The 21200-nt window shown below is 70.9% G+C and carries 23 protein-coding genes; 6 read left to right on the top strand and 17 right to left on the bottom strand.

What is annotated here, in order from left to right:
• Window positions 1–655: 655 nt before the first annotated feature.
• From IZR01_RS36035 to hisD, 7 genes are read right to left on the bottom strand one after another with little or no spacing between them, the layout of a single operon-like run.
• Window positions 656–1066, bottom strand: a complete 411-nt coding sequence (locus tag IZR01_RS36035; protein WP_194896603.1) for a RidA family protein — start codon at window positions 1064–1066, stop codon at window positions 656–658.
• Window positions 1067–1069: 3 nt separating this feature from the next.
• The gene (gene priA / locus IZR01_RS36030) at window positions 1070–1801 is read right to left on the bottom strand and encodes a bifunctional 1-(5-phosphoribosyl)-5-((5-phosphoribosylamino)methylideneamino)imidazole-4-carboxamide isomerase/phosphoribosylanthranilate isomerase PriA (RefSeq protein ID WP_194896602.1); all 732 of its coding nucleotides are present in this window, start codon (window positions 1799–1801) and stop codon (window positions 1070–1072) included.
• 39 nt (window positions 1802–1840) lie between these two features.
• Complete coding sequence (gene hisH / locus IZR01_RS36025; RefSeq protein WP_194926453.1) at window positions 1841–2479, bottom strand: imidazole glycerol phosphate synthase subunit HisH; 639 nt, start codon at window positions 2477–2479, stop codon at window positions 1841–1843.
• On the bottom strand, window positions 2476–2646 hold the full coding sequence (locus IZR01_RS36020; RefSeq protein ID WP_194896600.1) for a hypothetical protein: 171 nt from the start codon (window positions 2644–2646) through the stop codon (window positions 2476–2478). Before IZR01_RS36020 ends, hisH begins: the two co-directional genes overlap by 4 nt.
• Before the next feature lie 2 nt (window positions 2647–2648).
• Window positions 2649–3239: an imidazoleglycerol-phosphate dehydratase HisB gene (hisB, locus tag IZR01_RS36015; protein WP_194926452.1), complete on the bottom strand. Its 591-nt coding sequence runs from the start codon at window positions 3237–3239 to the stop codon at window positions 2649–2651.
• Window positions 3236–4339, bottom strand: a complete 1104-nt coding sequence (locus IZR01_RS36010) for a histidinol-phosphate transaminase (protein WP_194926451.1) — start codon at window positions 4337–4339, stop codon at window positions 3236–3238. Before IZR01_RS36010 ends, hisB begins: the two co-directional genes overlap by 4 nt.
• Before the next feature lie 19 nt (window positions 4340–4358).
• Window positions 4359–5699: a histidinol dehydrogenase gene (gene hisD / locus IZR01_RS36005; RefSeq protein ID WP_194926450.1), complete on the bottom strand. Its 1341-nt coding sequence runs from the start codon at window positions 5697–5699 to the stop codon at window positions 4359–4361.
• Between the two features lie 86 nt (window positions 5700–5785).
• Here hisD and IZR01_RS36000 point away from each other — a divergent pair, with 86 nt between their 5' ends.
• Window positions 5786–6451: an LON peptidase substrate-binding domain-containing protein gene (locus tag IZR01_RS36000; protein ID WP_194896596.1), complete on the top strand. Its 666-nt coding sequence runs from the start codon at window positions 5786–5788 to the stop codon at window positions 6449–6451.
• 184 nt (window positions 6452–6635) lie between these two features.
• On the opposite strand, the gene IZR01_RS35995 is transcribed toward IZR01_RS36000, so the two are convergent.
• Window positions 6636–7595, bottom strand: a complete 960-nt coding sequence (locus tag IZR01_RS35995; protein WP_228560969.1) for a hypothetical protein — start codon at window positions 7593–7595, stop codon at window positions 6636–6638.
• A 207-nt stretch (window positions 7596–7802) separates the two neighbouring features.
• Here IZR01_RS35995 and ybaK point away from each other — a divergent pair, with 207 nt between their 5' ends.
• Complete coding sequence (ybaK, locus tag IZR01_RS35990) at window positions 7803–8300, top strand: Cys-tRNA(Pro) deacylase (protein ID WP_194926449.1); 498 nt, start codon at window positions 7803–7805, stop codon at window positions 8298–8300.
• Between the two features lie 7 nt (window positions 8301–8307).
• On the opposite strand, the gene IZR01_RS35985 is transcribed toward ybaK, so the two are convergent.
• From IZR01_RS35985 to IZR01_RS51405, 4 genes are all read right to left on the bottom strand, one after another.
• A complete protein-coding gene (locus IZR01_RS35985) occupies window positions 8308–9195 on the bottom strand; it encodes a DUF4436 family protein (RefSeq protein ID WP_194926448.1) in 888 nt (295 codons plus the stop codon).
• 115 nt (window positions 9196–9310) lie between these two features.
• Entirely contained in the window at window positions 9311–10249 is a 939-nt protein-coding gene (locus tag IZR01_RS35980) for an RluA family pseudouridine synthase (protein WP_194896592.1), read from the bottom strand.
• Between the two features lie 39 nt (window positions 10250–10288).
• A complete protein-coding gene (lspA, locus tag IZR01_RS35975; protein WP_323747195.1) occupies window positions 10289–11167 on the bottom strand; it encodes a signal peptidase II in 879 nt (292 codons plus the stop codon).
• Between the two features lie 98 nt (window positions 11168–11265).
• Window positions 11266–11700, bottom strand: coding sequence for a TraR/DksA family transcriptional regulator (locus tag IZR01_RS51405; RefSeq protein ID WP_228555224.1), 435 nt, complete (start codon window positions 11698–11700; stop codon window positions 11266–11268).
• Between IZR01_RS51405 and IZR01_RS51400 the strand changes: the two genes are divergently transcribed.
• Window positions 11690–12034: a hypothetical protein gene (locus tag IZR01_RS51400; RefSeq protein WP_228555223.1), complete on the top strand. Its 345-nt coding sequence runs from the start codon at window positions 11690–11692 to the stop codon at window positions 12032–12034. The two genes, IZR01_RS51405 and IZR01_RS51400, sit on opposite strands and share 11 nt — an antisense overlap.
• A gap of 232 nt (window positions 12035–12266) precedes the next feature.
• Here IZR01_RS51400 and IZR01_RS35965 read toward each other — a convergent pair whose 3' ends face one another.
• The gene (locus IZR01_RS35965) at window positions 12267–12545 is read right to left on the bottom strand and encodes a DUF167 domain-containing protein (protein WP_194926447.1); all 279 of its coding nucleotides are present in this window, start codon (window positions 12543–12545) and stop codon (window positions 12267–12269) included.
• Window positions 12546–12863: 318 nt separating this feature from the next.
• Here IZR01_RS35965 and ileS point away from each other — a divergent pair, with 318 nt between their 5' ends.
• On the top strand, window positions 12864–16070 hold the full coding sequence (gene ileS / locus IZR01_RS35960; protein ID WP_194926446.1) for an isoleucine--tRNA ligase: 3207 nt from the start codon (window positions 12864–12866) through the stop codon (window positions 16068–16070).
• Between the two features lie 160 nt (window positions 16071–16230).
• Here ileS and IZR01_RS35955 read toward each other — a convergent pair whose 3' ends face one another.
• On the bottom strand, window positions 16231–16545 hold the full coding sequence (locus IZR01_RS35955; protein WP_194926445.1) for a hypothetical protein: 315 nt from the start codon (window positions 16543–16545) through the stop codon (window positions 16231–16233).
• Between IZR01_RS35955 and IZR01_RS35950 the strand changes: the two genes are divergently transcribed.
• Together IZR01_RS35950 and IZR01_RS35945 are read left to right on the top strand one after the other, a co-directional pair.
• Complete coding sequence (locus IZR01_RS35950; protein WP_228560966.1) at window positions 16537–16896, top strand: hypothetical protein; 360 nt, start codon at window positions 16537–16539, stop codon at window positions 16894–16896. The genes IZR01_RS35955 and IZR01_RS35950 overlap by 9 nt on opposite strands.
• Before the next feature lie 209 nt (window positions 16897–17105).
• Window positions 17106–18491, top strand: coding sequence for an NYN domain-containing protein (locus IZR01_RS35945; RefSeq protein WP_194926443.1), 1386 nt, complete (start codon window positions 17106–17108; stop codon window positions 18489–18491).
• Here IZR01_RS35945 and IZR01_RS35940 read toward each other — a convergent pair.
• The 3 genes from IZR01_RS35940 to IZR01_RS35930 form a co-directional block, all read right to left on the bottom strand.
• Complete coding sequence (locus IZR01_RS35940; protein WP_194926442.1) at window positions 18424–19347, bottom strand: TauD/TfdA dioxygenase family protein; 924 nt, start codon at window positions 19345–19347, stop codon at window positions 18424–18426. The two genes, IZR01_RS35945 and IZR01_RS35940, sit on opposite strands and share 68 nt — an antisense overlap.
• Window positions 19348–19350: 3 nt before the next feature.
• Entirely contained in the window at window positions 19351–20016 is a 666-nt protein-coding gene (locus IZR01_RS35935) for a TetR/AcrR family transcriptional regulator (protein ID WP_194926441.1), read from the bottom strand.
• A gap of 119 nt (window positions 20017–20135) precedes the next feature.
• Window positions 20136–21098, bottom strand: coding sequence for a phosphotransferase family protein (locus IZR01_RS35930; protein ID WP_194926440.1), 963 nt, complete (start codon window positions 21096–21098; stop codon window positions 20136–20138).
• Window positions 21099–21200 lie beyond the last annotated feature (102 nt).

Genomic DNA, 21200 nt, shown 5'->3' with positions numbered 1-21200 from the left:
GGAGTACTCGGGGCAGAGAGTTCGTGGGGCAGATTGCGGTTAGGTGGTGGGGTTCAAAGCCTTTTACGGCCTTCGGTAATAGTTGTGCCGGTTCGAAATTCGAGGCGGCGAGTGTGTTGCTCGGCTGCCAGTTCCGGTGTTCACAACCCCGCTGTATTTCAGGCCTCTTCGTCTCCAGTGGGTCGGAGCAAGGGCACAGGCAAGGTCAAGGTCAAAGTCAAGATCAAAGGCTGTGATGAAAGGCCGGCGCCTCCGGCGGGGGCTCTCGGCTCCCTCGGGGAACTGGCGCGATTCCATAGGGTGGCCAAGTCAGGACCCTGCGCCGGCGGCCCCAGAGGTGGTTGCGGTCCGTTCCCCTCGCCCGCGTCGTCAGCCCGATGGGTACAGCGCCGATGTCCGGGAGTAAAGTCCGCGCCCTCACGTCGGGCGTGAAAGTGGCGGCCGCGTACAGCGCGAACTTGACTCCCGGCCACCGGCGCTGTAGGCGAAGCCCTGCCGACGCGACCGAGGGGAACGAACCGAAAACCAGCCGGAGAAATACAAAACTCGGGGGTGCGGGGCGGTCGGCTCGGCAAAGTCGGCCGCCGGTCAGCTTGCTGTAAAACTCCTCTGTATCGCATACCGCCGGGCATGGTGATCCGGACCCCGAGCATCCCTAGGCGGAGCCGGACTCGGCCCCATCCCCGTCCCGGTAAGCATCCAGCTCCACCTCGACCAGCATCCCGGGATCGATCAGTCCCGAGACCACCAGGGCGGTGGTCGCCGGGCGGCACTCCGCGAACACCTCGCCGTGCGCTCGGCCCACCTCGGCGATGTCGCGGGAGTGCACTACGAACCAGCGGGTGCGGACCACGTCGTGGAGGGCGAAGCCGGCTTCTTCCAGGGCTTTGCGGGCGATGTCCAGCGCGACCTTCATCTGGGTGTAGGGGTCGCCGTTGCCCTGCACTCTGCCGTCGACGGTGGCGGTGCAGCCGGCTACCCAGGCGTGGGGGCCTGCGACGACTACGCGGGAGTAGCCGTAGTCGTGTTCCCATTGCCCGTCGGACCCGATTCGCTGGACGCTCATGTATTACGCGCTCCTGGTGAGTTCGAGGGCTTCTTCGAGCGTGAAGGCGCCCGCGTAGAGCGCCTTGCCGACGATAGCGCCCTCGACGCCGATCGGCACCAGCGTGGCCAGCGTTTGCAAGTCAGCCAGCGAAGACACGCCGCCGGAGGCGATGACCGGCTTGTCGGTGGCTGCGCAGACGTCGCGCAGGAGGTCCAGGTTGGGGCCGGTCAGGGTGCCGTCGCGGTTGACGTCGGTGACGACGTAGCGGGCGCAGCCGTCGGCGTCCAGGCGCTGGAGGACTTCGAAGAGCTGGCCGCCCTCCTGGGTCCAGCCGCGGGCGGACAGGGTGGTGCCGCGGACGTCCAGGCCGACCGCGATCTTGTCGCCGTGTTCGGCGATGGCCTCGCGGACCCACTCCGGGCGCTCCAGGGCGGCGGTGCCGAGGTTGACGCGGGCGCAGCCGGTGGCCAGGGCGCGCTTGAGGGACACGGCGTCGCGGATGCCGCCGGAGAGCTCGACCTTGACGTCCACCGAGCCGGTGACGACGGCCAGCAGGTCGGCGTTGGTGCCGCGGCCGAAGGCGGCGTCCAGGTCCACCAGGTGGATCCACTCCGCGCCGGCCTGCTGCCAGGCCAGGGCGGCGGCGAGCGGGTCGCCGTAGGAGGTCTCGGAGCCGGCGGCGCCCTGGACGAGGCGGACGGCCTGGCCGTCGGCGACGTCGACGGCGGGCAGGAGTTCGAGGTAGCCGGGCATCGCTGGAATCCTTTGCTGGGTCAGGGGGAGGAAAGGCGGCTAGGACAGCTGCGCGAGCCAGTTCCGCAGCACCTGCGCGCCGGCGTCGCCGGACTTCTCCGGATGGAACTGCGTCGCCGACAGCGGTCCGTTCTCCACCGCGGCGACGAAGGGCTCCCCGTGGGTCGCCCACGTCACCAACGGTGTCGCCATCCGTCCAGTGTCGGTCAGCTCCCACTTGCGCACGCCGTAGGAGTGCACGAAATAGAACCGCGTGTCGGCGTCGAGGCCGGCGAACAGCTTCGAGCCCTCGGCGACGTCCAGTGTGTTCCAGCCCATGTGCGGGATGATCGGCGCGTCCAGCCGCTCGACGGTGCCCGGCCACTGGTCGCAGCCGGCGGTCTCGACTCCGTGCTCCACCCCGCGTTCGAACAGGATCTGCATGCCGACGCAGATCCCCAGCACCGGCCGGGCCCCGGCGAGCCGGCGGCCGATGATGCGGTCGCCGTTCACCGCCTTGAGCCCGGCCATGCACGCCGCGTAGGCCCCCACCCCGGGCACGAACAAGCCGTCGGCGTTCAGCGCGGCGTCAGCGTCGGAGGTGACGGTGACCTGCGCGCCGGCGCGCTCCAGGGCGCGCTCGGCCGAGCGGATGTTGCCGGAGCCGTAGTCCAGGACCACGACGGAGGGCTTGCTCACCAGCGCATCATCCCGCCGCCGATCGCCATGGCCGCGCACAGCACCAGCATCAGCGACATGGCGCGCATGCTGTTACTGCCGGAGCCCTGCCGGAACAGCGAGAAGGCCCCGCCGAGGAGGAAAAGGCCGAGGAACAACAGTCCCGCGGCCGCGTAGCTGCCGGTCATTTTTAAAGGACACCCTTCGTGCTCGGAATACCGCTCACTCTAGGGTCCGCCGTGCAGGCTTCTCGCAGCGCCCTGGCCAGGGCCTTGAACTGGGCCTCCACCACGTGGTGCGCGATGCGGCCGTAGGGGACGCGAATGTGCAGGCAGATCTGCGCCTGCGCCACGAACGACTCGAAGATGTGCCGGGTCAGCTCGGTGTCGAAGTCCCCGATCATCGGCGCCAGGCCCGCGGGCATCTCGTGCACCAGGTAGGGCCGGCCGGACAGGTCCACGACCACCTCGGCCAGGGTCTCATCCAGCGGCACCCGGGCGTCGGCGAACCGGCGCAGGCCGGCCTTGGTGCCCAGCGCCTCGCGGAAGGCGGCGCCCAGGGCCAGCGAGGTGTCCTCGACCGTGTGGTGGCCGTCGATGTGCAGGTCGCCCTCGGTCTTCACCGTGAGGTCGAACAGGCCGTGCTTGGCCAGCTGGTGCAGCATGTGGTCGAAGAAGCCGACGCCGGTGGAGATCTCGGCCTCGCCGGTGCCGTCCAGGTCGATCTCCACCAGGACGCCGGTCTCCCCGGTCGTCCGCTCCACCCTGCCCACGCGGCTCACGATTCTCCATCCAACACAGCAAGGCTCTCCTTCAAGGCGTCCAGGAACGCCGTCGTCTCAGACTCGGTCCCGGCGGTGACCCGCAGCATGCCGGGGATGCCCACGTCGCGGATCAGGACGCCGTGGTCCAGGATCCGCTGCCAGAGCGCCTTCTGGTCGCCGCCGGGGACGCCGAAGAACACGAAGTTGGCGTCGGAGGGGACCACGTGCAGGCCGAGGGCCGTCAGCTCCCCGACGACGCGGTCGCGCTGGGCCTTCACCGCGTCCACGGTGCCCAGCAGCGCGGTGACGTGCTTCAGCGCGGTGCGGGCGGCGGCCTGCGTCAGCGCCGACAGGTGGTACGGCAGGCGGACCAGCAGCAGCGCGTCGATCACCGCGGGGTCGGCGGCGAGGTAGCCGACGCGGGCGCCGGCCATCGCGAAGGCCTTGGACATGGTGCGGGTGACGATCAGTCGGGGGTTCTCCGGCAGCAGCGTCAGCGCCGAGGGCGTGCCGGGGCGCGCGAACTCGAAGTACGCCTCGTCGACGACCACCATCGCGCCGACCTCGTCGGCCGCCTTGACCACGGCGCGGATCACGTCCAGGTCCATCGCGGTGCCGGTGGGGTTGTTCGGCGAGGTCAGGAAGATGATGTTCGGCTGGTGCCTCTCGATCGCCGCGACCGCCTTGGCGGCGTCGAGGGTGTAGTCGCCCTCGCGCAGGCCGGAGATCCACTCGGTCGCGGTCGCCAGCGCGATCAGGCGGTGCATCGAGTAGGAGGGCTCGAAGCCGATGGCGCTGCGGCCGGGGCCGCCGAAGACCTGGAGGATCTGCTGCAGGACCTCGTTGGAGCCGTTGGCGGCCCAGAGGTTGCGGACGCTCAGCCCGTGGCCGAGGTAGTCGGCCAGGTCCTTGCGCAGGTCACCGGCGTCGCGGTCGGGGTAGCGGTTGAGCGTGGTCGCCGCCTCGGTGACCGCCCGGACCAGATCCGCCACCAGCTCCGGCGGCGGACCGTAGGGGTTCTCGTTGGTGTTGAGCGGATAGGGGACGTCGATCTGCGGGGCGCCGTACGGCGTCAGCTCCCGCAGATCGTCGCGGATCGGCAGGTCGCGGTAGTCCATGCGGCGATCTTCCATGTCATCAGCCCTGCCGCTGATCGAAGCGGGCGGTCACGGCCTCGCCGTGGGCCGGCAGGTCTTCGGCGTTGGCCAGGGCCACGACCAGCTCGGAGGCCTCGGCCAGCGCTTCGCGGGTGTAGTCGACGACGTGGATGCCGCGCAGGAAGCTCTGCACCGACAGCCCCGAGCTGTGGCAGGCGCAACCGCCGGTCGGCAGGACGTGGTTGGAGCCGGCCAGGTAGTCGCCGAGGCTGACCGGCGCGAACGAGCCGACGAACACGGCGCCGGCGTTGCGCACCTTGGCGGCGTCGGCGGCGGAGTCCCGGGTCTGGATCTCCAGGTGCTCGGCGGCGTAGCCGTTGGCCACGATCAGCGCCGCCGCGATGTCGTCGACCAGCACGATCGCCGACTGCCGGCCGGCCAGCGCCTCGCGGATGCGCTCGGCGTGCTTGGTCGCGGCGACCCGGGGCTCCAGCTCCGCCACGACCGCCTCGGCCAGCGGCTCGGAGTCGGTGACCAGCACCGCGGCCGCCAGCGGGTCGTGCTCGGCCTGGCTGATCAGGTCGGCGGCGACGATGCCCGCATCGGCGGTGGCGTCGGCGACCACCATGATCTCGGTCGGGCCGGCTTCGGCGTCGATGCCGATGACGCCCTTCAGGAGGCGCTTGGCCGCCGCGACGTAGATATTTCCGGGGCCGGTGACCAGGTCCGCGCGTCGGCAGCCGACCTCGCCGGCCTGGCCCTGGCCCTGGTACCCGTAGGCGAACATCGCCACGGCCTGCGCGCCGCCGGCGGCGTAGACCTCGTCCACGCCGAGCAGGGCGCACGCGGCCAGGATCGTGGGGTGCGGCAGCCCGCCGAACTCCTTCTGCGGCGGCGAGGCCACGGCCAGCGAGCCGACCCCGGCCTCCTGCGCCGGCACCACGTTCATCACAACGGATGACGGATACACGGCCCGGCCGCCCGGTACGTAGAGCCCGACCCGGTCCACCGGCACCCAGCGCTCGGTGACCGTCCCGCCCGCGACGACCTGCGTCGTCCGCTCCTCGCGGCGCTGGTCGCGGTGCACCTTGCGGGCCCGGCGGATCGACTCCTCCAACGCGGTGCGCACCTGCGGGTCCAGCCGCTCCAGCGCCTCGGTCAGGGCCGAGACGGGAACCCGGACCCGGGTCAGCTCGACCCCGTCGAACTTCGCCGCGTACTCGATCAGCGCCGCCTCGCCGCGATGGTGCACGTCCTCGACGATCGGGCGGACGACGGCCAGGGCCGCCTCGACGTCCAGCTCGGCCCTGGGCACCAGGACGCGGGGATCGGCCTGGGAGGTGCCCAGAGCGCGACCGCGCAGGTCGATTCGAGTGATCACGTACCGATTCTAGTTCGGTGCCGAACGCCCCACCGGCGCGTCCGCAGAGTGGGCACGCCGTGCCTGGCAGCGACTAGATTGGGTCCGTGACGACAGAGCTGCCGCTGTTCCCCCTCGGAAGCGTGCTCTTCCCGGGCGTCGTGCTCCCCTTACACATCTTCGAGCACCGGTACCGGCAGCTGGTGCGCGACCTGTCGGCGCTGCCGGAGGGCGCGCCGCGGCGGTTCGGCGTGCTGGCCATCAAGGACGGCCACGAGGTGGGGCGCGGCAACGTCATGGCGCTGTACGACGTGGGGTGCACGGCCGAGATCGACTCGATCGTGGAGTACGAGGACGGCCGCTTCGACATCACCACGACCGGCGTGCACCGGTTCCGGCTGGAGGCCTTCGACGACGACGGCCCCTACGCGCGCGGCGAGGTCGAGCTGCTCGACGAGGTCGCCGGGCCCGAGGCGGAGATGCTGGGGCCGGGGCTGACGGCGTTGTTCCGCAAGTACCAGGCCGCGTTGTCGGAGCTGCGCGGGGTGCAGGTCGGGTCGATACCGGAACTGCCGGAGGACCCGACGGTGCTGTCCTATCTGATCGGCGCGGCGACCGTACTGGACACCTATGAGAAGCAGCGGTTGCTGACCACGGAGACGACCGCCGAGCGGCTGCGGTCCGAGGCGAAGATCCTGCGGCGGGAGACCGGGATCTTGAAGAACCTGCCGTCGCTCCCGGCGGTGGATCTGCTGCGGCGGCGCAGTAGATAGGTGTGGCGCTTATAGGCGCGGCAGAGTAGGTGCGGCGCTGATAGGCGCGGCCACCGCTCTGCTGCGGCGGCGCAGTAATTAGGTGCGGCGCTTGTCGGCGCGGCAGCGGCTCAGGTGCGGCTGGTAGGCGACGCGCCCGAAGCGCCGCCGCATCCGCAGGTCAGCCGGTCAGCCGGTCGGCCGGTCAGCCGGTCGAAGTGTCCGCCTGGGAGGCACCGGTGTTCGCACCCGGTGTGGCGTCGGGTCTCTTGTCTTGCGGCCCGTCGCCCGCTTCCGGCGCGTCGCCCGCTCCGGGCCCGACCGACCCCGGCTGCTGCGGCTGGCCGTTGCCGAAGAGCCAGCGCGCGCCCCTGACCCGGAAGTACGCCTGCTCCTCGCCGTAAGCCTGCCACGGCGGCGGCGTCGGCTTGGTGAAGGCCGAGGTCAGCGCCAGGAACAGCACCATCCCCAGCAGCGGCGCGGCCAGGTAGAGGCCTTGGGCGTGCAGGGCGACCGGGGCGTGGAAGTTGTGCCCGGCGGCGATGATGTGCAGCACGGTCAGCGGGTCCGGCATCGAGATCCAGCGGCCGAGCGCGGCGGCCGTCGTGGCCGCGGCCAGCCCGCCGAGCAGCACCCCGGCCCAGGCGCCGACGCCGGCGCCGTTCCGGCGGCCCTGGTGGTCCCGCTCACCGAACGGCCCGCGTCGGGCCAGGAAGAATCCGAGGACGGCCAGCAGCAGGCCGGCGATCGCGGTGAAGACGAAGTAGTACCCGTCGACGCTCGCGATGCCCTTCGCCTCCGGCTCGACCAGCAGGGCGGACTGGTCCACGCCGCTGGTCACCTGGGAGACCGCGTTGGCCGGCAGCGTCAGCCACACCGTCGGGGCGAAGCGGTACCAGGCCAGCGCGGCCAGCACGCCCAGCACGGCTCCGGTGACCAGCAGCACGGCCGCGACCACCAGGTCGGGCAGCCACTGGACCAGCGTCGCCTGGAGCTGGAGCGAGCGCCGCGAGGTGGCCGAGGAGCCGTAGCCGCCGGGGCCGGCCGGGCCGCCGGGACCAGCGGGCCCGGCGTAACCGCCCGGGCCGCCCGGAGCCGGGTACCCGGCCGGACCCCCCGATCCACCGGGACCCATCGGCGCTGGGCCCGACGCCCCTGGCGCCATGGGCCCACCGGGCGCCCCGGAAGCACTCTGCGGTTCCTCATAGGGGTTCCGCCGAGGCGAGGAACCCGGGCCCTGCCCATCGGCAGTCGGCGAAGTCTGGTCGTTCATCGTCCATCAGCTTTTCATGCCGCACCCCCTCCTGACAGCCGGGAGTGGCGGATGATGGCTAAGAGAACTCCTAGAACCTGCTGATGGCACCATTACCGCATGGCAGCGAAGAACCTTCAGACCTCCGGCACTCCGGCGACCGCCCTGCTCAGCAAGGAAGGCGTGGAGTTCACCGTCCACACCTACGACCACGACCCGGCCGCGGCGTCCTATGGCCGGGAAGCGGCGGACGTGCTGGGCGTCGAGCCCGAGCGGGTGTTCAAGACGCTGGTCGCCGAGGTGGACGGGACCCTGACCGTGGCCGTGGTCCCGGTGTCCGGGTCGCTGGACCTCAAGGCGCTCGCCACGGCGGTCGGCGGGAAGAAGGCGGCGATGGCCGACCCGGCGGCGGTCACCCGCACCACCGGCTACGTCCTCGGCGGCGTCTCCCCGCTCGGTCAGCGCAAGTTGCTGCCGACCGTCATCGACGAGACCGCACAGTTGTTCGACACCATGTTCTGCTCGGCCGGGAAGCGCGGGATGGAGATCGAGCTGGCTCCCGACGAGCTGGTGCGGCTGACCGGCGCGGTGGTCGCCGAGATCGGGCGGGACGCGTAGGGCTGCATCAGCCCTCCCCCTCCAGCACCCGCATCTCCACCCGCGTCCCCCGCAGCACCGCGTACACCATCGAGAAGGCGACGATCGCCTCCGCCCAGAGGAACACCGTGTAGTCCAGCAGGCAGCCGATCGGCGGCTGCCCGGGCGCGGTGTTCCGGTACCCGGCCAGGGCGAACAGCGAGGCCGCCATCCAGCCCAGGCCCGGCCACACCATGCCCAGGCTCCTGCGGGCCATCACCAGGGCGCCGGTCAGGACCGACAGCGCCAGCGCCCACATGATCACGTACATCAGCCAGACCATCGCGAAGGTGCCGCGGGTGCGGCGCAGCTGGATGTCGAAGCCGGGCTCGGTGGGGTCGCCGTTCTCGGTCGCCCGGGTCACGAAGCCCGGGTCCGAGTCGACGATCGCGACCGCGACCGGGGCCGGCCGGGCGCCGACCGTCGCGGAGAAGGCGAGCGTGGTCGAGTAGCGGTCGAACGGATAGTCCGCGATGTCACCGCCGGGCAGGTCCATCAGCATGTCCTTGGACACGACGCGCTTGCCCGCCGGGTAGGTCAGCTCGCCGCTGGACAGCGACGAGGTCTCGATCGTCACGTCCTGCGCCGGGAACACCTCGTCGCCGTCCTTGGCGTACTTCCCGACCAGGGTCACGAACACCCGCACCTGGGCGTCGTTGCGCGCCGCCTCGACCCGGTTGATCGTCGCCACGATGTCGACCCGGTCCGGGGCGCCGGTCGCGCCCGCGCCGAAGCCGCTGTGCCGGCCGCCGCGGTCCAGGTGGGACAGGTACACGCCGACCCCGGTGGCCAGCGCCACCAGCAGGACCGCGCCGGCCATCGCCGCCCAGGTGCGCGGGTGGGCCGGCGGCCACCACCAATCCGATTTCGTCGCCACGGGACCCAGTCAACCGCCATGATCGCCGGGGACCGTGCCGCAACGCCGCAGAGCCCGATGAAAGGGCTCGCATATTCGGCGGGAAGGGCGGAGAAGAGCAGCGAAGAGCCGAGCGTCAGCTCTCTGCCGCGATGAGGTCCAGCGCCTGCTGCAAGTCGTCCGGATACCGGCTCTCGTACTGCACCCACTCCCCGGTCCCCGGGTGCTCGAACCCCAGGCTCACCGCGTGCAGCCACTGCCGGGTCAGGCCCAGCCGCTCCCCCAGCTTCGGGTCCGCGCCGTATTGCAGGTCCCCGACACAAGGGTGCCGCAGCGCGGCCATGTGCACCCGGATCTGGTGCGTCCGGCCGGTCTCCAGCTTGATCGCCAGCAACGTCGCGGCCCGGTAGGCCTCGATCGTCTCGTAGTGCGTGACGCTGTCCTTGCCGTCCCGGATCACCGCGAACTTGTAGTCGTGGTGCGGGTGCCGGCCGATCGGCGCGTCCACGGTCCCGCGCATCGGGTCCGGGTGCCCCTGCACCAGCGTGTGGTAGCGCTTGTCCACGGTTCGCTCCCGGAACGCCTGCTTGAGCAGGGTGTAGGCGCGCTCGGACTTGGCCACCACCATCAGCCCGCTGGTTCCGACGTCCAGCCGGTGCACCACGCCATGCCGCTCGGCGGACCCGGAGGTCGAGATCCGGTAGCCGGCCGCGGCCAGCCCGCCGACCACGGTCGGCCCCAGCCAGCCCGGGCTGGGGTGCGCCGCGACGCCGACCGGCTTGTCGATGACCACGATGTCCTCGTCGTCGTGCACGATCCGCATGCCCTCGACGGCCTCGACGCGCACCGCCACCGGGTCCACGACCGGCGGCAGCTCGATCTCCAGCCACGCCCCGCCGTGCACCCGGTCGGACTTCCCGGCCTCGGCGCCGTCCACCCGCACGTACCCGGCCGCGGCCAGTTCGGCGGCCCGGGTCCGCGACAGACCGAACATGCGGGCCAGCGCGGCGTCGAGGCGTTCGCCCTCGAGCCCGTCCGGGATGGGGAGGCTGCGGAGATCAGACATGGCGACCATTATCCGCCCAGTGCGGCACCGCTTCGGCCACCGGTGGGATCAGGCCTGGTCCTGCGACTTCGGGTCCTCGGCAGGCTGGGAGTCCTCGTTCGTCGCCGGCCCGGGTGCGGTGTCCTTGTGCCGGGTCCCGTCCGGCTGCATCCCCAGGAAGGACAGCAGCACCATCAGAGAGCCGCCGATCACGATCGAGCTGTCGGCCAGGTTGAACACCGGGAAGTCGTAGTGCACCACCGGGAAGGTGTGGATCTGCAGGAAGTCCACGACGTCGCCGCGGCCCACGCCGGGCGAGCGGAACAGCCGGTCGCTCAGGTTGCCCAGCGCGCCGCCGAGCAGCAGCCCGAGCGCGATGGCCCACGGCAGCGAGCGCAGGTTGCGCGCCACCCGCAGGATGACGAACACCACCCCCGCCGCGATGAAGGTGAAGACCCAGGTCTGGCCCTCGCCGATGTTGAAGGCCGCGCCGGGGTTGCGGATCAGGTTGAAGTCCAGGAAGCCGCCGGGAACGTGGTACGGCGGGCGGTCCTGGAGCTTGGCGACCACCAGGGCCTTGCTGACCGCGTCCACGGTCAGGGCCAGGGCCGCGAAGATCAGGACGATCAGGATGCGGCGCTTGCCGCGCGGGGCGGCCTGCTCGGCGGTTTCCGAGGCAGTGGCTTCCGGGGCAGTGACTTCTGCGGCAGTGACTTCTGCGGCAGTGGCTTCCGACCCGGCGGACTCGGCGTCGGCCGACTGCGTCCGCATCGGGTCGGCCGACTCGGCCGACGTGTCCGGCTCGGCCGCGGCGGGCACGGCCTGGGCGGCCGGAGCCGGTTCGGTACCGCCGGCGGCACCGGACCTGCCGGTCCCCTCTTCGGTCTCGTCGACGATCCCGGCCACGTCCTCGGCCACCTCTGCATCCGCGCGTACTTCTGAAGCCACGCGCACACCCTACCTTCGCGGCCGGGACCACGAGGCACGATCACGCCCGAGATGACCGCCGGCCCGGCGGCGAGCGCCGGGCCTCACCTCAGCTCAGCTCAGCGCCGCTCCTGCTTCTGCTTGCAGCTCATGCACAGCGTGGCCCGCGGGAAGGCCTGGAGCCGGTACTTGCCGACCGGCTCGCCGCAGGACTCGCAGATCCCGTAGGTGCCGGCCGCCAGCCGGGCCAGCGCGCGCTCGGTCTGCTGGAGCATGTCGCGGGCGTTGTTCGCTATCGACATCTCGTGCTCGCGCTCGAAGTTCTTGGTGCCGGCGTCGGCCTGGTCGTCGCCGGCCCCCTCCCCGGAGTCCCGCAGCAGGTCGGCGATGCCGGTCTCGGCCAGGCCGATCTCCCGGCGCAGCCGCTCGGCGTCCCCCTGAAGCTCGGCGTGCAGCTCGGCGACCTCGTCCGGGGTCCACGGGTCCTCCGCGGCCCGGTACGGGGGCAGTCCGGCGACGCCGGGCACGGTCTCGATGGTCTGCGTGACCGTCATGGCAGTCTCCTTCTCCACGGCGGGAGTTCTGGCCGGGTCCTTCACCGGCGGGTTTTTCACAGGCGGTTCAGCTTTTACAGACGGCCCGGCTTCTACAGACGGCCCAGCCACGGGCGTCTTCGCGGCGGTCTTGGCACGCCGGGCCTCACCGGCGCCGGACCGGCGCGGCGGGGTCGACGTGGGGCGCGACGCGGCCTTGGCCCCGGTCGCGGCCCGAGTCGGCTTGGGCACCGCCTGGCCGGCACCGGCACCCGCCCCGGTGTGCGTGGCCCCCGTGGCCGCCTGTGATGCCTTCGTCCTGCTCGTCGTCACGGCCGTCATCCTCGCTCTCTGACGTGGCGGCGCCGGGCACTTCTGATCAGTGCCGCAACCCGTCCGCCCCCAACTCACACGCGACGTGTAGCGTGCCCGCCTCAGGCGCTCGCTAATCACGCTTCGTGAGGGGAGAAACGTCCCATGCCGCCCACCAGTTCCCGTCGAACACATGCGCACCAAACATTCACTCGTTCGGGCTAAGTCGCCGGGAGCGGCGCCGGAACTGGGCGTTCCCCGCGGGTCCGCCCGGTTCAGCCGAGCAGGTCCCGCACCAGCTCGCGCACGGTATCCGGGTCTTCCGAAGAAACACCTAAGACTTTGTCTCGCGAGCTGGCTCCGGTGATTAACACGACGGTCCGGCGCGGCATTCCCAGCGCCTCGGCGACCGCCCGCAGCGCCGCCTCGGTCGCCGCGCCGTTGATCGCTTTCGCCGAAACGGACACGATGAGTGACGTCCGGCCGTACCGTCCGCCGACCCGCGTGCGCGAACTCCCCGGCTTCACGCGAATTGGAATTCGGACCTCCTCCATACCGCTTACAATGACACGAGTACCCGAGCAGGCAGCGACGGGACGAGTAGCGCGGCGGGAAAGCCTCAGCGATCCGGGGACGGTGCGAGCCCGGAGGCGGACGCCGCGCGAAAATCACCCCCGAGCCGCCGGAAGAAAGGGCACCAGCCCGAGTAGAACCGGCCGGATACCAATGAAGTGGACATATCGTTGACCACGGTGTGTCAAGGAGGGTGGTACCGCGGTACCGGCGCCCTATATAGAGAGTGGCTCTATAGAGGAACCGCCTGTGTCGTCCCTTCGTCGTTTTGAGACCTACGACGAAGAAAGGCACCGCGCATGGCCGACAGGCTGTACCGCCCCGTCAACGCCCAGCTCGATCTCCCGGCGATGGACGCCGAGATCATCGGCTTCTGGCGCGGCGCCGACATCTTCGGCAAGTCCCTGAAGGCCACCGAGGGCGCCCCGAGCTGGACCTTCTACGAGGGCCCGCCGACCGCGAACGGCCGCCCCGGCACCCACCACGTCGAGGCCCGCGTCTTCAAGGACGTCTTCCCGCGCTTCAAGACCATGCAGGGCCACCGCGTGGACCGCAAGGCCGGCTGGGACTGCCACGGCCTGCCGGTGGAGCTCGCGGTGGAGGCCGAGCTCGGCTTCACCAACAAGCAGGACATCGAGGCCTACGGCATCGCCGAGTTCAACGCCAAGTGCCGCGAGTCCGTGCGCCGGCACGTGGACGCCTTCGAGAAGCTCACCGAGCGCATGGGCTACTGGGTGAACACCGACGAGGCGTACTGGACGATGAACCCGTCCTACGTCGAGTCGGTGTGGTGGTCGCTGAAGCAGATCTTCGACAAGGGCCTGCTGGTCCAGGACCACCGGGTCGCGCCGTACTGCCCGCGCTGCGGCACCGGCCTGTCCGACCACGAGCTGGCGCAGGGCTATGAGACGGTCGTCGACCCCTCGGTCTACGTCCGCTTCCCGCTGACCTCCGGGCCGCTGGCCGGCACCACCTCGCTGCTGGTCTGGACGACCACGCCCTGGACTCTGGTCTCCAACACAGCGGTCGCCGCGCACCCGGACGTCACCTACGTCGTGGTCACCGACGGCACCGAGCGCGTGGTGGTCGCCGAGCCGCTGGTGGACAAGGCGCTCGGCGAGGGCTGGGAGCCCACCGGCGAGTCGTTCACCGGCGCCGAGATGGAGCGCTGGACCTACCAGCGGCCGTTCGAGCTCATCGACATCCCGGACGCGCACTACGTGGTGCTGGCCGACTACGTCACCACCGAGGACGGCACCGGCCTGGTGCACCAGGCCCCGGCCTTCGGCGCCGACGACCTGGCCACCTGCAAGAAGTACGACCTGCCGGTGGTGAACCCGATCCGCGGCGACGGCACCTTCGCCGAATCGGTGCCGATGGTCGGCGGCGTCTTCTTCAAGAAGGCCGACGAGGTCCTGACCTCGGACCTGCGCGAGCGCGGCGTGCTGTTCAAGCACCTGGAGTACGAGCACAGCTACCCGCACTGCTGGCGCTGCCACACCGCGCTGCTCTACTACGCGCAGCCGGCCTGGTACATCCGCACCACCGCGTTGAAGGACGCGATGATGCGCGAGAACGACGGCACCAACTGGTTCCCGGACAACGTCAAGTACGGCCGGTTCGGCGACTGGCTGAACAACAACATCGACTGGTCGCTGTCCCGCAAGCGCTACTGGGGCACGCCGCTGCCGCTGTGGGTGTGCGAGGAGGGCCACGTCACGGCGGTCGGCTCGCTGAAGGAGCTCGGCGAGCTGTCCGGGCAGGACGTTTCCAACCTGGACCCGCACCGGCCGTTCGTGGACGACGTCACGATGCCCTGCCCGCAGTGCACTGAGCCCGGTCGGATCGCCACCCGGGTCCCGGAGGTCATCGACGGCTGGTACGACTCCGGCTCGATGCCGTTCGCGCAGCACGGCTACCCCTACGCCGAGGGCTCCGTCGCGGCCTTCGAGAACGCCTACCCGGCCGACTTCATCGCCGAGGCCATCGACCAGACCCGCGGCTGGTTCTACTCGCTGCTGGCGGTCGGCACCCTGGTGTTCGACAAGTCCTCTTATAAGAACGTGCTCTGCCTCGGCCACATCCTGGCCGAGGACGGCCGCAAGATGTCCAAGCACCTGGGCAACATCCTGGAGCCGATCCCCCTGATGGACCAGCACGGCGCCGACGCCGTCCGCTGGTTCATGCTGGCCGGCGGCTCGCCCTGGTCGGCGCGCCGGGTCGGGCACGCCACGATCCAGGAGGTCGTGCGCAAGACCCTGCTGACCTACTGGAACACGGTCTCGTTCCAGGCCCTCTACGGCCGCACCGGCGGCTGGGCGCCGTCGGCCGCCGACCCGAAGCCGGGCGAGCGCCCGGCCCTGGACCGCTGGGTGCTCTCCGAACTCAACGTCCTCATCGGCGAGGTCACCGCGGCCATGGACGAGTTCGACACGCTCAAGGTCGGCAAGCTGCTGTCGGCGTTCGTGGACGACCTGTCCAACTGGTACGTCCGCCGCGCGCGCCGCCGCTTCTGGAACGCCGAGCCGGCCGCCATGGCCACCCTGCACGAGGCGCTGGAGACGGTGACCAAGCTGATGGCGCCGATGGTGCCGTTCATCACCGAGCGGGTCTGGCAGGACCTGGTGCGGCCGGTCGACCCGGAGGCGCCGGAGTCCGTGCACTTGGCCGAGTGGCCGGTGGCGGACGCGGCGCTGGTCGACGCCGAGCTCGCCGAGCAGATGGCGCTCACCCGGCGCCTGGTCGAGCTGGGCCGGGCCACCCGCGCGGACTCCGGGGTGAAGACCCGGCAGCCGCTGTCGCGGGCCCTGGTCGGCGCGCCGGGCTGGGCCGGGCTGCCCGAGGAGCTGCGGGCGCAGCTGCTGGAGGAGCTGAACGTGGTGACGACTTCGCCGCTGGCCGACGCCGGCGGGGACCTGATCGATTACAGCGCCAAGGGCAACTTCCGGGCTTTGGGTGCGCGCTTCGCCAAGCGGACGCCGCTGGTCGCCGCCGCCATCGCGGCCACCGACGCGGCGGCGCTGGCCTCGGCACTGCGGGCTTCGGGCGCGGCGACCGTGGTGGTCGACGGCGAGGAGCTGACCGTGGCGCCCGAGGAGGTCATCGTCACCGAGACCCCGCGCGAGGGCTGGGCCGTGGCCACCGCCGGCGGCGAGACCGTCGCGCTGGACCTGCACGTCACGCCGGAGCTGCGGCGCGCCGGGCTGGCGCGGGACGTCGTGCGCTTCCTGCAGGAGACGCGCAAGGCGACCGGTCTGGACGTGGCCGACCGCATCACCCTGACATGGGCGGTGCTGGACGGCTCGGCCGCCGGCGCCGAGAGCGCCGAGGCGGTGCGGGAGCACGCGGCGATGATCGCCGACGAAGTGCTGGCGCTGGAGTTCGCCGAGGGCGCGGTGCCGGCCGCCGGGGATCCGGCGGATCTGACGGAACTGGCGACGCCGCAAGCCGCGATCGCCGGGGACGACGATCTGGGGTTGAAGTTCCGGATCGCCAAGGCCGGCTGAGGTCGGTGGCCTGAGGCCGGATGGTCCAGGCCGGATGGTCCAGGCCGGATGGCCTGAGGCCGCGAAGGCCCGAGCTCCGCTGTGTGCGGGGCTCGGGCCTTCTTCCTTGGCAGCTTTCCTCTTTAGCCGCTTTCGTCCTTCGCTCGGTCAGCCGTCTTATTCAGCTGATCGGGATGTCCCGGATCAAGATGATCCCGGTCATGCTCCCGCCCACGCCGTTCCCGACGGCCTGGTCCCAGTACATGCTGAAGGTCGACCCGCTGGCCGGCGCGTCGATCACGATGTCCCCGTGCAGCGGCTGGCCCGGGACCAAGTCGCCGTTGCCGTCGCTGGTGTCCTGCAGGGTCCAGGCCGAGTCCATCTCCTCCAGCTGAAGGCCGTTGCCCTGGTCGTCGACCGCCGAGGCGTTGCCGAACATGCCCATCATCAGCGAGATCTTCTGCCCGCTCTGGTTGTCGGCGGAGAAGTGGATCACGAGCTTGCCGGACGGGTTGCGCGCGGCCTGGAACTTGATGGTCAGGGCGTGGCCTACCGGCGCCTCGTCGCCGTCAGCGATCGGTCGGCGTTGACCACGGTGTCGATCGGCACCGCGTCCGCCAGCTGCCCCTGCGGGGTCCAGCTGTCGGTGGCGGTCTGCGCCGTGGAGACCGGGGCCGACGCTGTCGACGACGAGGCGCCGGTGGGCGTCCCGGTCGGCACGGCGGCCGTCGCGGTCCCGGAAGCCGTCGCGGTTCCGGTGCCGGTCGCCGACCCGGTGCCGGACACCGACGCGGTACTCCGTCCGGGGCCGCTGACCGCCACCGACCCGCTGCTCGAACACCCCTGAAGCGCGACCGCGGTGATCGCGAGAACGCATATTCCTGTCATATTCCGCATTCGCCGGCCGTTAGGCGAGAACAGAGTCACCGGCCCCCCGAGAGTCATGCGGTCATTGTGCCGCAGGGCGCTTATTCGGCAAAGGCGGGTGACTGCCGGTCTGTCGTGTTGCCACCCTCCGCGACCATGTGACACTTTTAGCCAATGGATCGCTGTGCCGTGCTGGTAGATGCCGGATATGTGCTCGCCGCGGCCGCGAACGTGGTGAGCGGTGACCCAGGGCGGCCCGGAATCGAGGTCGACTACCCGGGCCTGGTGGCCGCGCTGACCGAGCGCGCCGCCGCCGAGACCGGCCTGCCGGTCCTGCGCGTGTACTGGTACGACGCCGCGCCGGCCACCGGACCGACCCGCGATCAGCGCCGGCTCCGGGTCCTGGACGGGCTGAAGCTGCGGCTGGGCAAGCTGGTCCGCCGCGACGACGGCAAGTTCGAACAGAAAGGCGTCGACACCTTCCTGCACGCCGACCTCACCGGCCTGGCCCGCAAGCGCGCGGTCGCCGACGTGGTCCTGGTCAGCGGGGACGAGGACCTGCTGCACGCGGTCGAGGAGGCGCAGGAGTACGGGACCCGGATCCACCTGTGGGGCGCGGCCTCGGACTACAACCAGTCGCTGGAGCTGATCGCCGCCGTCGACAAGTCGATGACATTGTCCGAGGAATGGCTCAAGCCCTATGTCTGGGTGAAGAACGCGCCGGTGTACGGCGAGGATGTCGGCTACGGCCCGCCGAAGCCCGACGTCGGCGTCGGCGAGCACGCCAAACCCGCGCACAAGGCGTTCCCCTCCCCGCTGGACATGCCGCAGCGGCTGCTGCACCCCACCGAGTCGCCCAAGAGCCCGCTGGCCAACAGCCGGTTCCCGAAACTGTGGCAGGTCACCTCCCCGACCCAGCGCTTCCTGGACGCCGAGGAGAACAAGAGCATGGGCCGCGCCGAGCCGATCGACGTCGGCCGGGCCTACGTGGCGCGCTGGATGGCCCGCGCCACCGAGGCCGAGCGGCGCCGGCTCCTGGACTGGACCGCGACCTGGACCTGGGTGCCGCACGACCTGGACCCGGACCTGCTGCGCTTCGCCAACGACCTGGGGATCGACACCTGGGAGGCCGAGCTGGAGCCGATCAAGCACGAACTGCGGGCCGGGTTCCTGGACGGGCTGAAGAAGTGGGAGCTGCGCGGCGCGGAGATGGCCGCGGAAATGGCGACGGCGGCGGCGATGGCGGCGATGGCCGTTCCCGAGGTCGCGGCGGAGCCGCCGGCTTCTTCGGAGCCGGCGGTCTCGTCGGAGGCCTCGGCCCCGCCGAACGCTCCGGCCGTGCCGAACGGCCCGGTCCCGAACGCTCCGGCCGCGCCAACCGCCCCAACCGCCCCGGTAGCTCCGGAGAGCTCCGCCGCGGCCGCCGAACCGGAGGCCCCGGCGGCCACCCCGACCGTCCCTGTCCCAACCGTCCCCGTCCCGACCGTCCCCGCGCCGCAGTCGCCGCCTAACGAGGCCGGTCACCCAGGATCGCAGCCCGCTCCATCACCCGGCGCTGCGGGAAGTAGTCACTGACCGCGTAGTGCTGCACAGCCCGGTTGTCCCAGAACGCGATCGATCCGGCCGCCCACTTGAACCGCACCTGGTACTCGGGCACCGCGGCCTGCTTGAACAGCAGCTTCAGCAGCTCCTCGCTCTCGTCTTCGGGCAGCCCGGCGATGTGCGTGGTGAAGATGGCGTTGACGAACAGCGTGCGCCGCCCGGTGCGCGGATGCCTGCGCACCACCGGGTGCTCCACCGCCGGGTACTTCTCCTGCATCTCCTTGAGTTTGGCCGGGTCCATGCCGATGCCGAACGGCAGCGTGAAGTCGTGCACCGCTACCCGGCCCTCGATCCGTTCCTTGACCCGGTCGGGCAGGAAGTCGTAGGCGGCGGCCATGTCGGCGAAGCAGGTGTCGCCGCCGGCCTCGGGCACGTCCAGGGCGCGCAGCATCGAGCCGAGCGCGGGCTTCTCGCGCCAGGTGACGTCGGCGTGCCAGACGTTCTCCACCCCGGCGGTGTCGGCGCCCTTCTCGAAACGCACGATCTCCGGGACCTCGCCCTGCGGCAGGAAGGGGTGGACCTCCAATTCGCCCCACATTCCCGCGAAATCGCGATGCTGGGTACCGGTGATCCGGTTCTGTTCGCGGAAGAACAGGACCTTGAATTCCAACAGCGCGCGGTCGAGTTCGGCGAATCTTTCGCCGGTGACGGGCTCCCTGAGATCGATATCCGAAATCTCCGCGCCGATCAGATTGGTGCATGGCGTGACCGTGATGGACTCGTATGCGCGGGATTCTTCGCCTTCGGGCAGGCGACGCAGTCCTTTGCGCGGGCCGGCGTTGAGATCGCGGCCGGTGAGCAGGGCTTGGAGGGTGGCGTAGGGGGCCATGGCTCACTCCTTGTGCTGCTGGGGATTGTGGTGCTGGGGGTTGCGCTGCTGAGGTCTGCGCTGCTGGAGTTCGTGGTGCTGGGGATCGGACAGGATCGCGGCACCGGCGGCGACCAGGGTCTGCGTGCCGACACCGGTGCCCGGGTGCCGCTCGCGGTCGGCGAGCGAGGTGATCACGAGCAGGGCCAGCAGGCGCATGCGCTCGGCGAAGACGCCGGGCGGCAGGCACAGGCCGCTGGTCGCCCGTCGGAGCCCTGATATCAGAGCCCGGATGCTGGAGGCTTCGGGGCGTTCCAAGGCGACCGAGGCCGGGTCGTACTCCGGGTACCGCATCGCCTCGGCGAGGAAGCGCAGGTACCAGGACGGAATCCCGGCCTTCTCCGCGTCGGTCAGCATCTCGGCCAGCGGCTCGACCAGGGCTCTGACACAGATGCGGACGTCGGTGTCCCGGTGCGCCGCCAGGAACTCCAGGCGACGCTCGTTGATCGGCGTCATGCGGTGTTCGTAGAGCGCCCCGACCAGCGCGGCCCGCGTCCCGAAGTAGTACGCGACCGCCGAGGTGTTGCGCTGGCCGGACTCCGCGGCGATCTGGCGGAGCGACACCGCCTCGATGCCGTCCTCGGCGAAGCGCCGCTCGGCCGCTTCCAGGATCCTGATACGTGCGCTCACGCGGCGCACGTTAACGCGATCGCGTTAAAAGCGGAAGGGGCTCAGAGACTCACGAACTCACAGGCTCAGGAGCTCCGGACCTCCGGACCTCCGGACCTCACAAGCTCACACTCACCAGCTCACAGCAGTCCGAAGCTACGCACCCACTCCAATCCGGCCGCGCTGAACGCCTTCTGGAACGGTCGCAGCGTCGGCAGTCCGGGCGGCGCGGGCTGGCGGCTGGCATGCATGACCATGCCGGCGATGCCGAGGGCGAAGGCGTGCACTGATTCCTTCGGCGCGGCGGCGAGCAGCGGGTGCTCGATGACGATCCGCGCCAGGTCCGGTCCCGCGTACATCCAGACGTTCGGCACGAACAGCGCCATGTCCAGCCACGCCGCGCCGCGAGCGGCCCAGGGCCAGTCCACGAAGTAGACACGGTCGGCGGCGACCAGGATGTTGTCGGCGCGCACGTCCAGGTTGGCCAGCGTGTCGCCGGCGCACAGGGGGATCAGCTCGGCCTCGATCGCCGCCAGCCGGTCCAGCCGGTCCAGCGCCCACGGATCGAGCCAGGCCAGGTCGTCCTCGCCGGCCGCACGCGCCTCCGCCAGGCTGCCCCAGCCGGTGAACCCGACCAGGCGCTCGGCGACCGGCGGCACGTCGATCGGCGCCGGGGTCAGCAACTCGGCCATCTCGCCGAGTGCCCGCACAACCCGGCGCAGCTCGGCCGGATCCCAGTCCGGGCCGGGGTTGCGGCCGTCGATCTCCTCGAAGACCAGGATCACCCAGTCGTCCTCGTCGAGGGCACCGAGCAGCTTGGGCACCGGCGCGTCCGGCGGCATCTGCGCGGAGTACTCGGCCTCCCGCCGGTGCATGAGCGGTGAATCAGGGTTCACCTGCGCGCTGACCGCCTTGACAAAGGCCCGGCGCCCGGTCGACGTCCGCAGCCGCACCGCCGGGCCCGGCGAGAACCCGCCGGTCTGCGACACCGCCTCGACCAGCTCTCCGCCGCCCACGATGTCCAGGACGCGGGCCCGCAGGTGCTCCGGCACCGTGGTCCACGGGGCGCGCACCCCGGCGGCGGGGAGTGATCGACTTGTCATCTCGGCATGATGCCGGGGAACTGCCCCGGGCGTCACTCCGATTACGGCGGATGGCCTGGTCGCGGTCCGGGTTGCGGCCCCTATCCCGGCCCCTACCCCATC

The organism is Catenulispora pinisilvae, assembly GCF_015356865.1.
Classification (GTDB): domain Bacteria; phylum Actinomycetota; class Actinomycetes; order Streptomycetales; family Catenulisporaceae; genus Catenulispora; species Catenulispora pinisilvae.
Note: the sequence above shows the minus strand (reverse complement) of the source record. Positions and strands in the feature narration are given on the sequence as shown.

What these genes read in the sequence shown, in the direction of transcription:
- IZR01_RS36035 (WP_194896603.1), bottom strand. Translation starts at nt 1,066, where the DNA reads ATGAGCGTCCAGCGAATCGGGTCCGACGGGCAATGGGAACACGACTAC.
- priA (WP_194896602.1), bottom strand. Translation starts at nt 1,801, where the DNA reads ATGCCCGGCTACCTCGAACTCCTGCCCGCCGTCGACGTCGCCGACGGC.
- IZR01_RS36020 (WP_194896600.1), bottom strand. Translation starts at nt 2,646, where the DNA reads ATGACCGGCAGCTACGCGGCCGCGGGACTGTTGTTCCTCGGCCTTTTC.
- IZR01_RS36010 (WP_194926451.1), bottom strand. Translation starts at nt 4,339, where the DNA reads ATGGACTACCGCGACCTGCCGATCCGCGACGATCTGCGGGAGCTGACG.
- IZR01_RS35995 (WP_228560969.1), bottom strand. Translation starts at nt 7,595, where the DNA reads ATGGCGCCAGGGGCGTCGGGCCCAGCGCCGATGGGTCCCGGTGGATCG.
- ybaK (WP_194926449.1), top strand. Translation starts at nt 7,803, where the DNA reads ATGGCAGCGAAGAACCTTCAGACCTCCGGCACTCCGGCGACCGCCCTG.
- IZR01_RS35980 (WP_194896592.1), bottom strand. Translation starts at nt 10,249, where the DNA reads ATGGTCGCCATGTCTGATCTCCGCAGCCTCCCCATCCCGGACGGGCTC.
- IZR01_RS51405 (WP_228555224.1), bottom strand. Translation starts at nt 11,700, where the DNA reads ATGACGGTCACGCAGACCATCGAGACCGTGCCCGGCGTCGCCGGACTG.
- IZR01_RS35965 (WP_194926447.1), bottom strand. Translation starts at nt 12,545, where the DNA reads ATGGAGGAGGTCCGAATTCCAATTCGCGTGAAGCCGGGGAGTTCGCGC.
- ileS (WP_194926446.1), top strand. Translation starts at nt 12,864, where the DNA reads ATGGCCGACAGGCTGTACCGCCCCGTCAACGCCCAGCTCGATCTCCCG.
- IZR01_RS35940 (WP_194926442.1), bottom strand. Translation starts at nt 19,347, where the DNA reads ATGGCCCCCTACGCCACCCTCCAAGCCCTGCTCACCGGCCGCGATCTC.
- IZR01_RS35930 (WP_194926440.1), bottom strand. Translation starts at nt 21,098, where the DNA reads ATGACAAGTCGATCACTCCCCGCCGCCGGGGTGCGCGCCCCGTGGACC.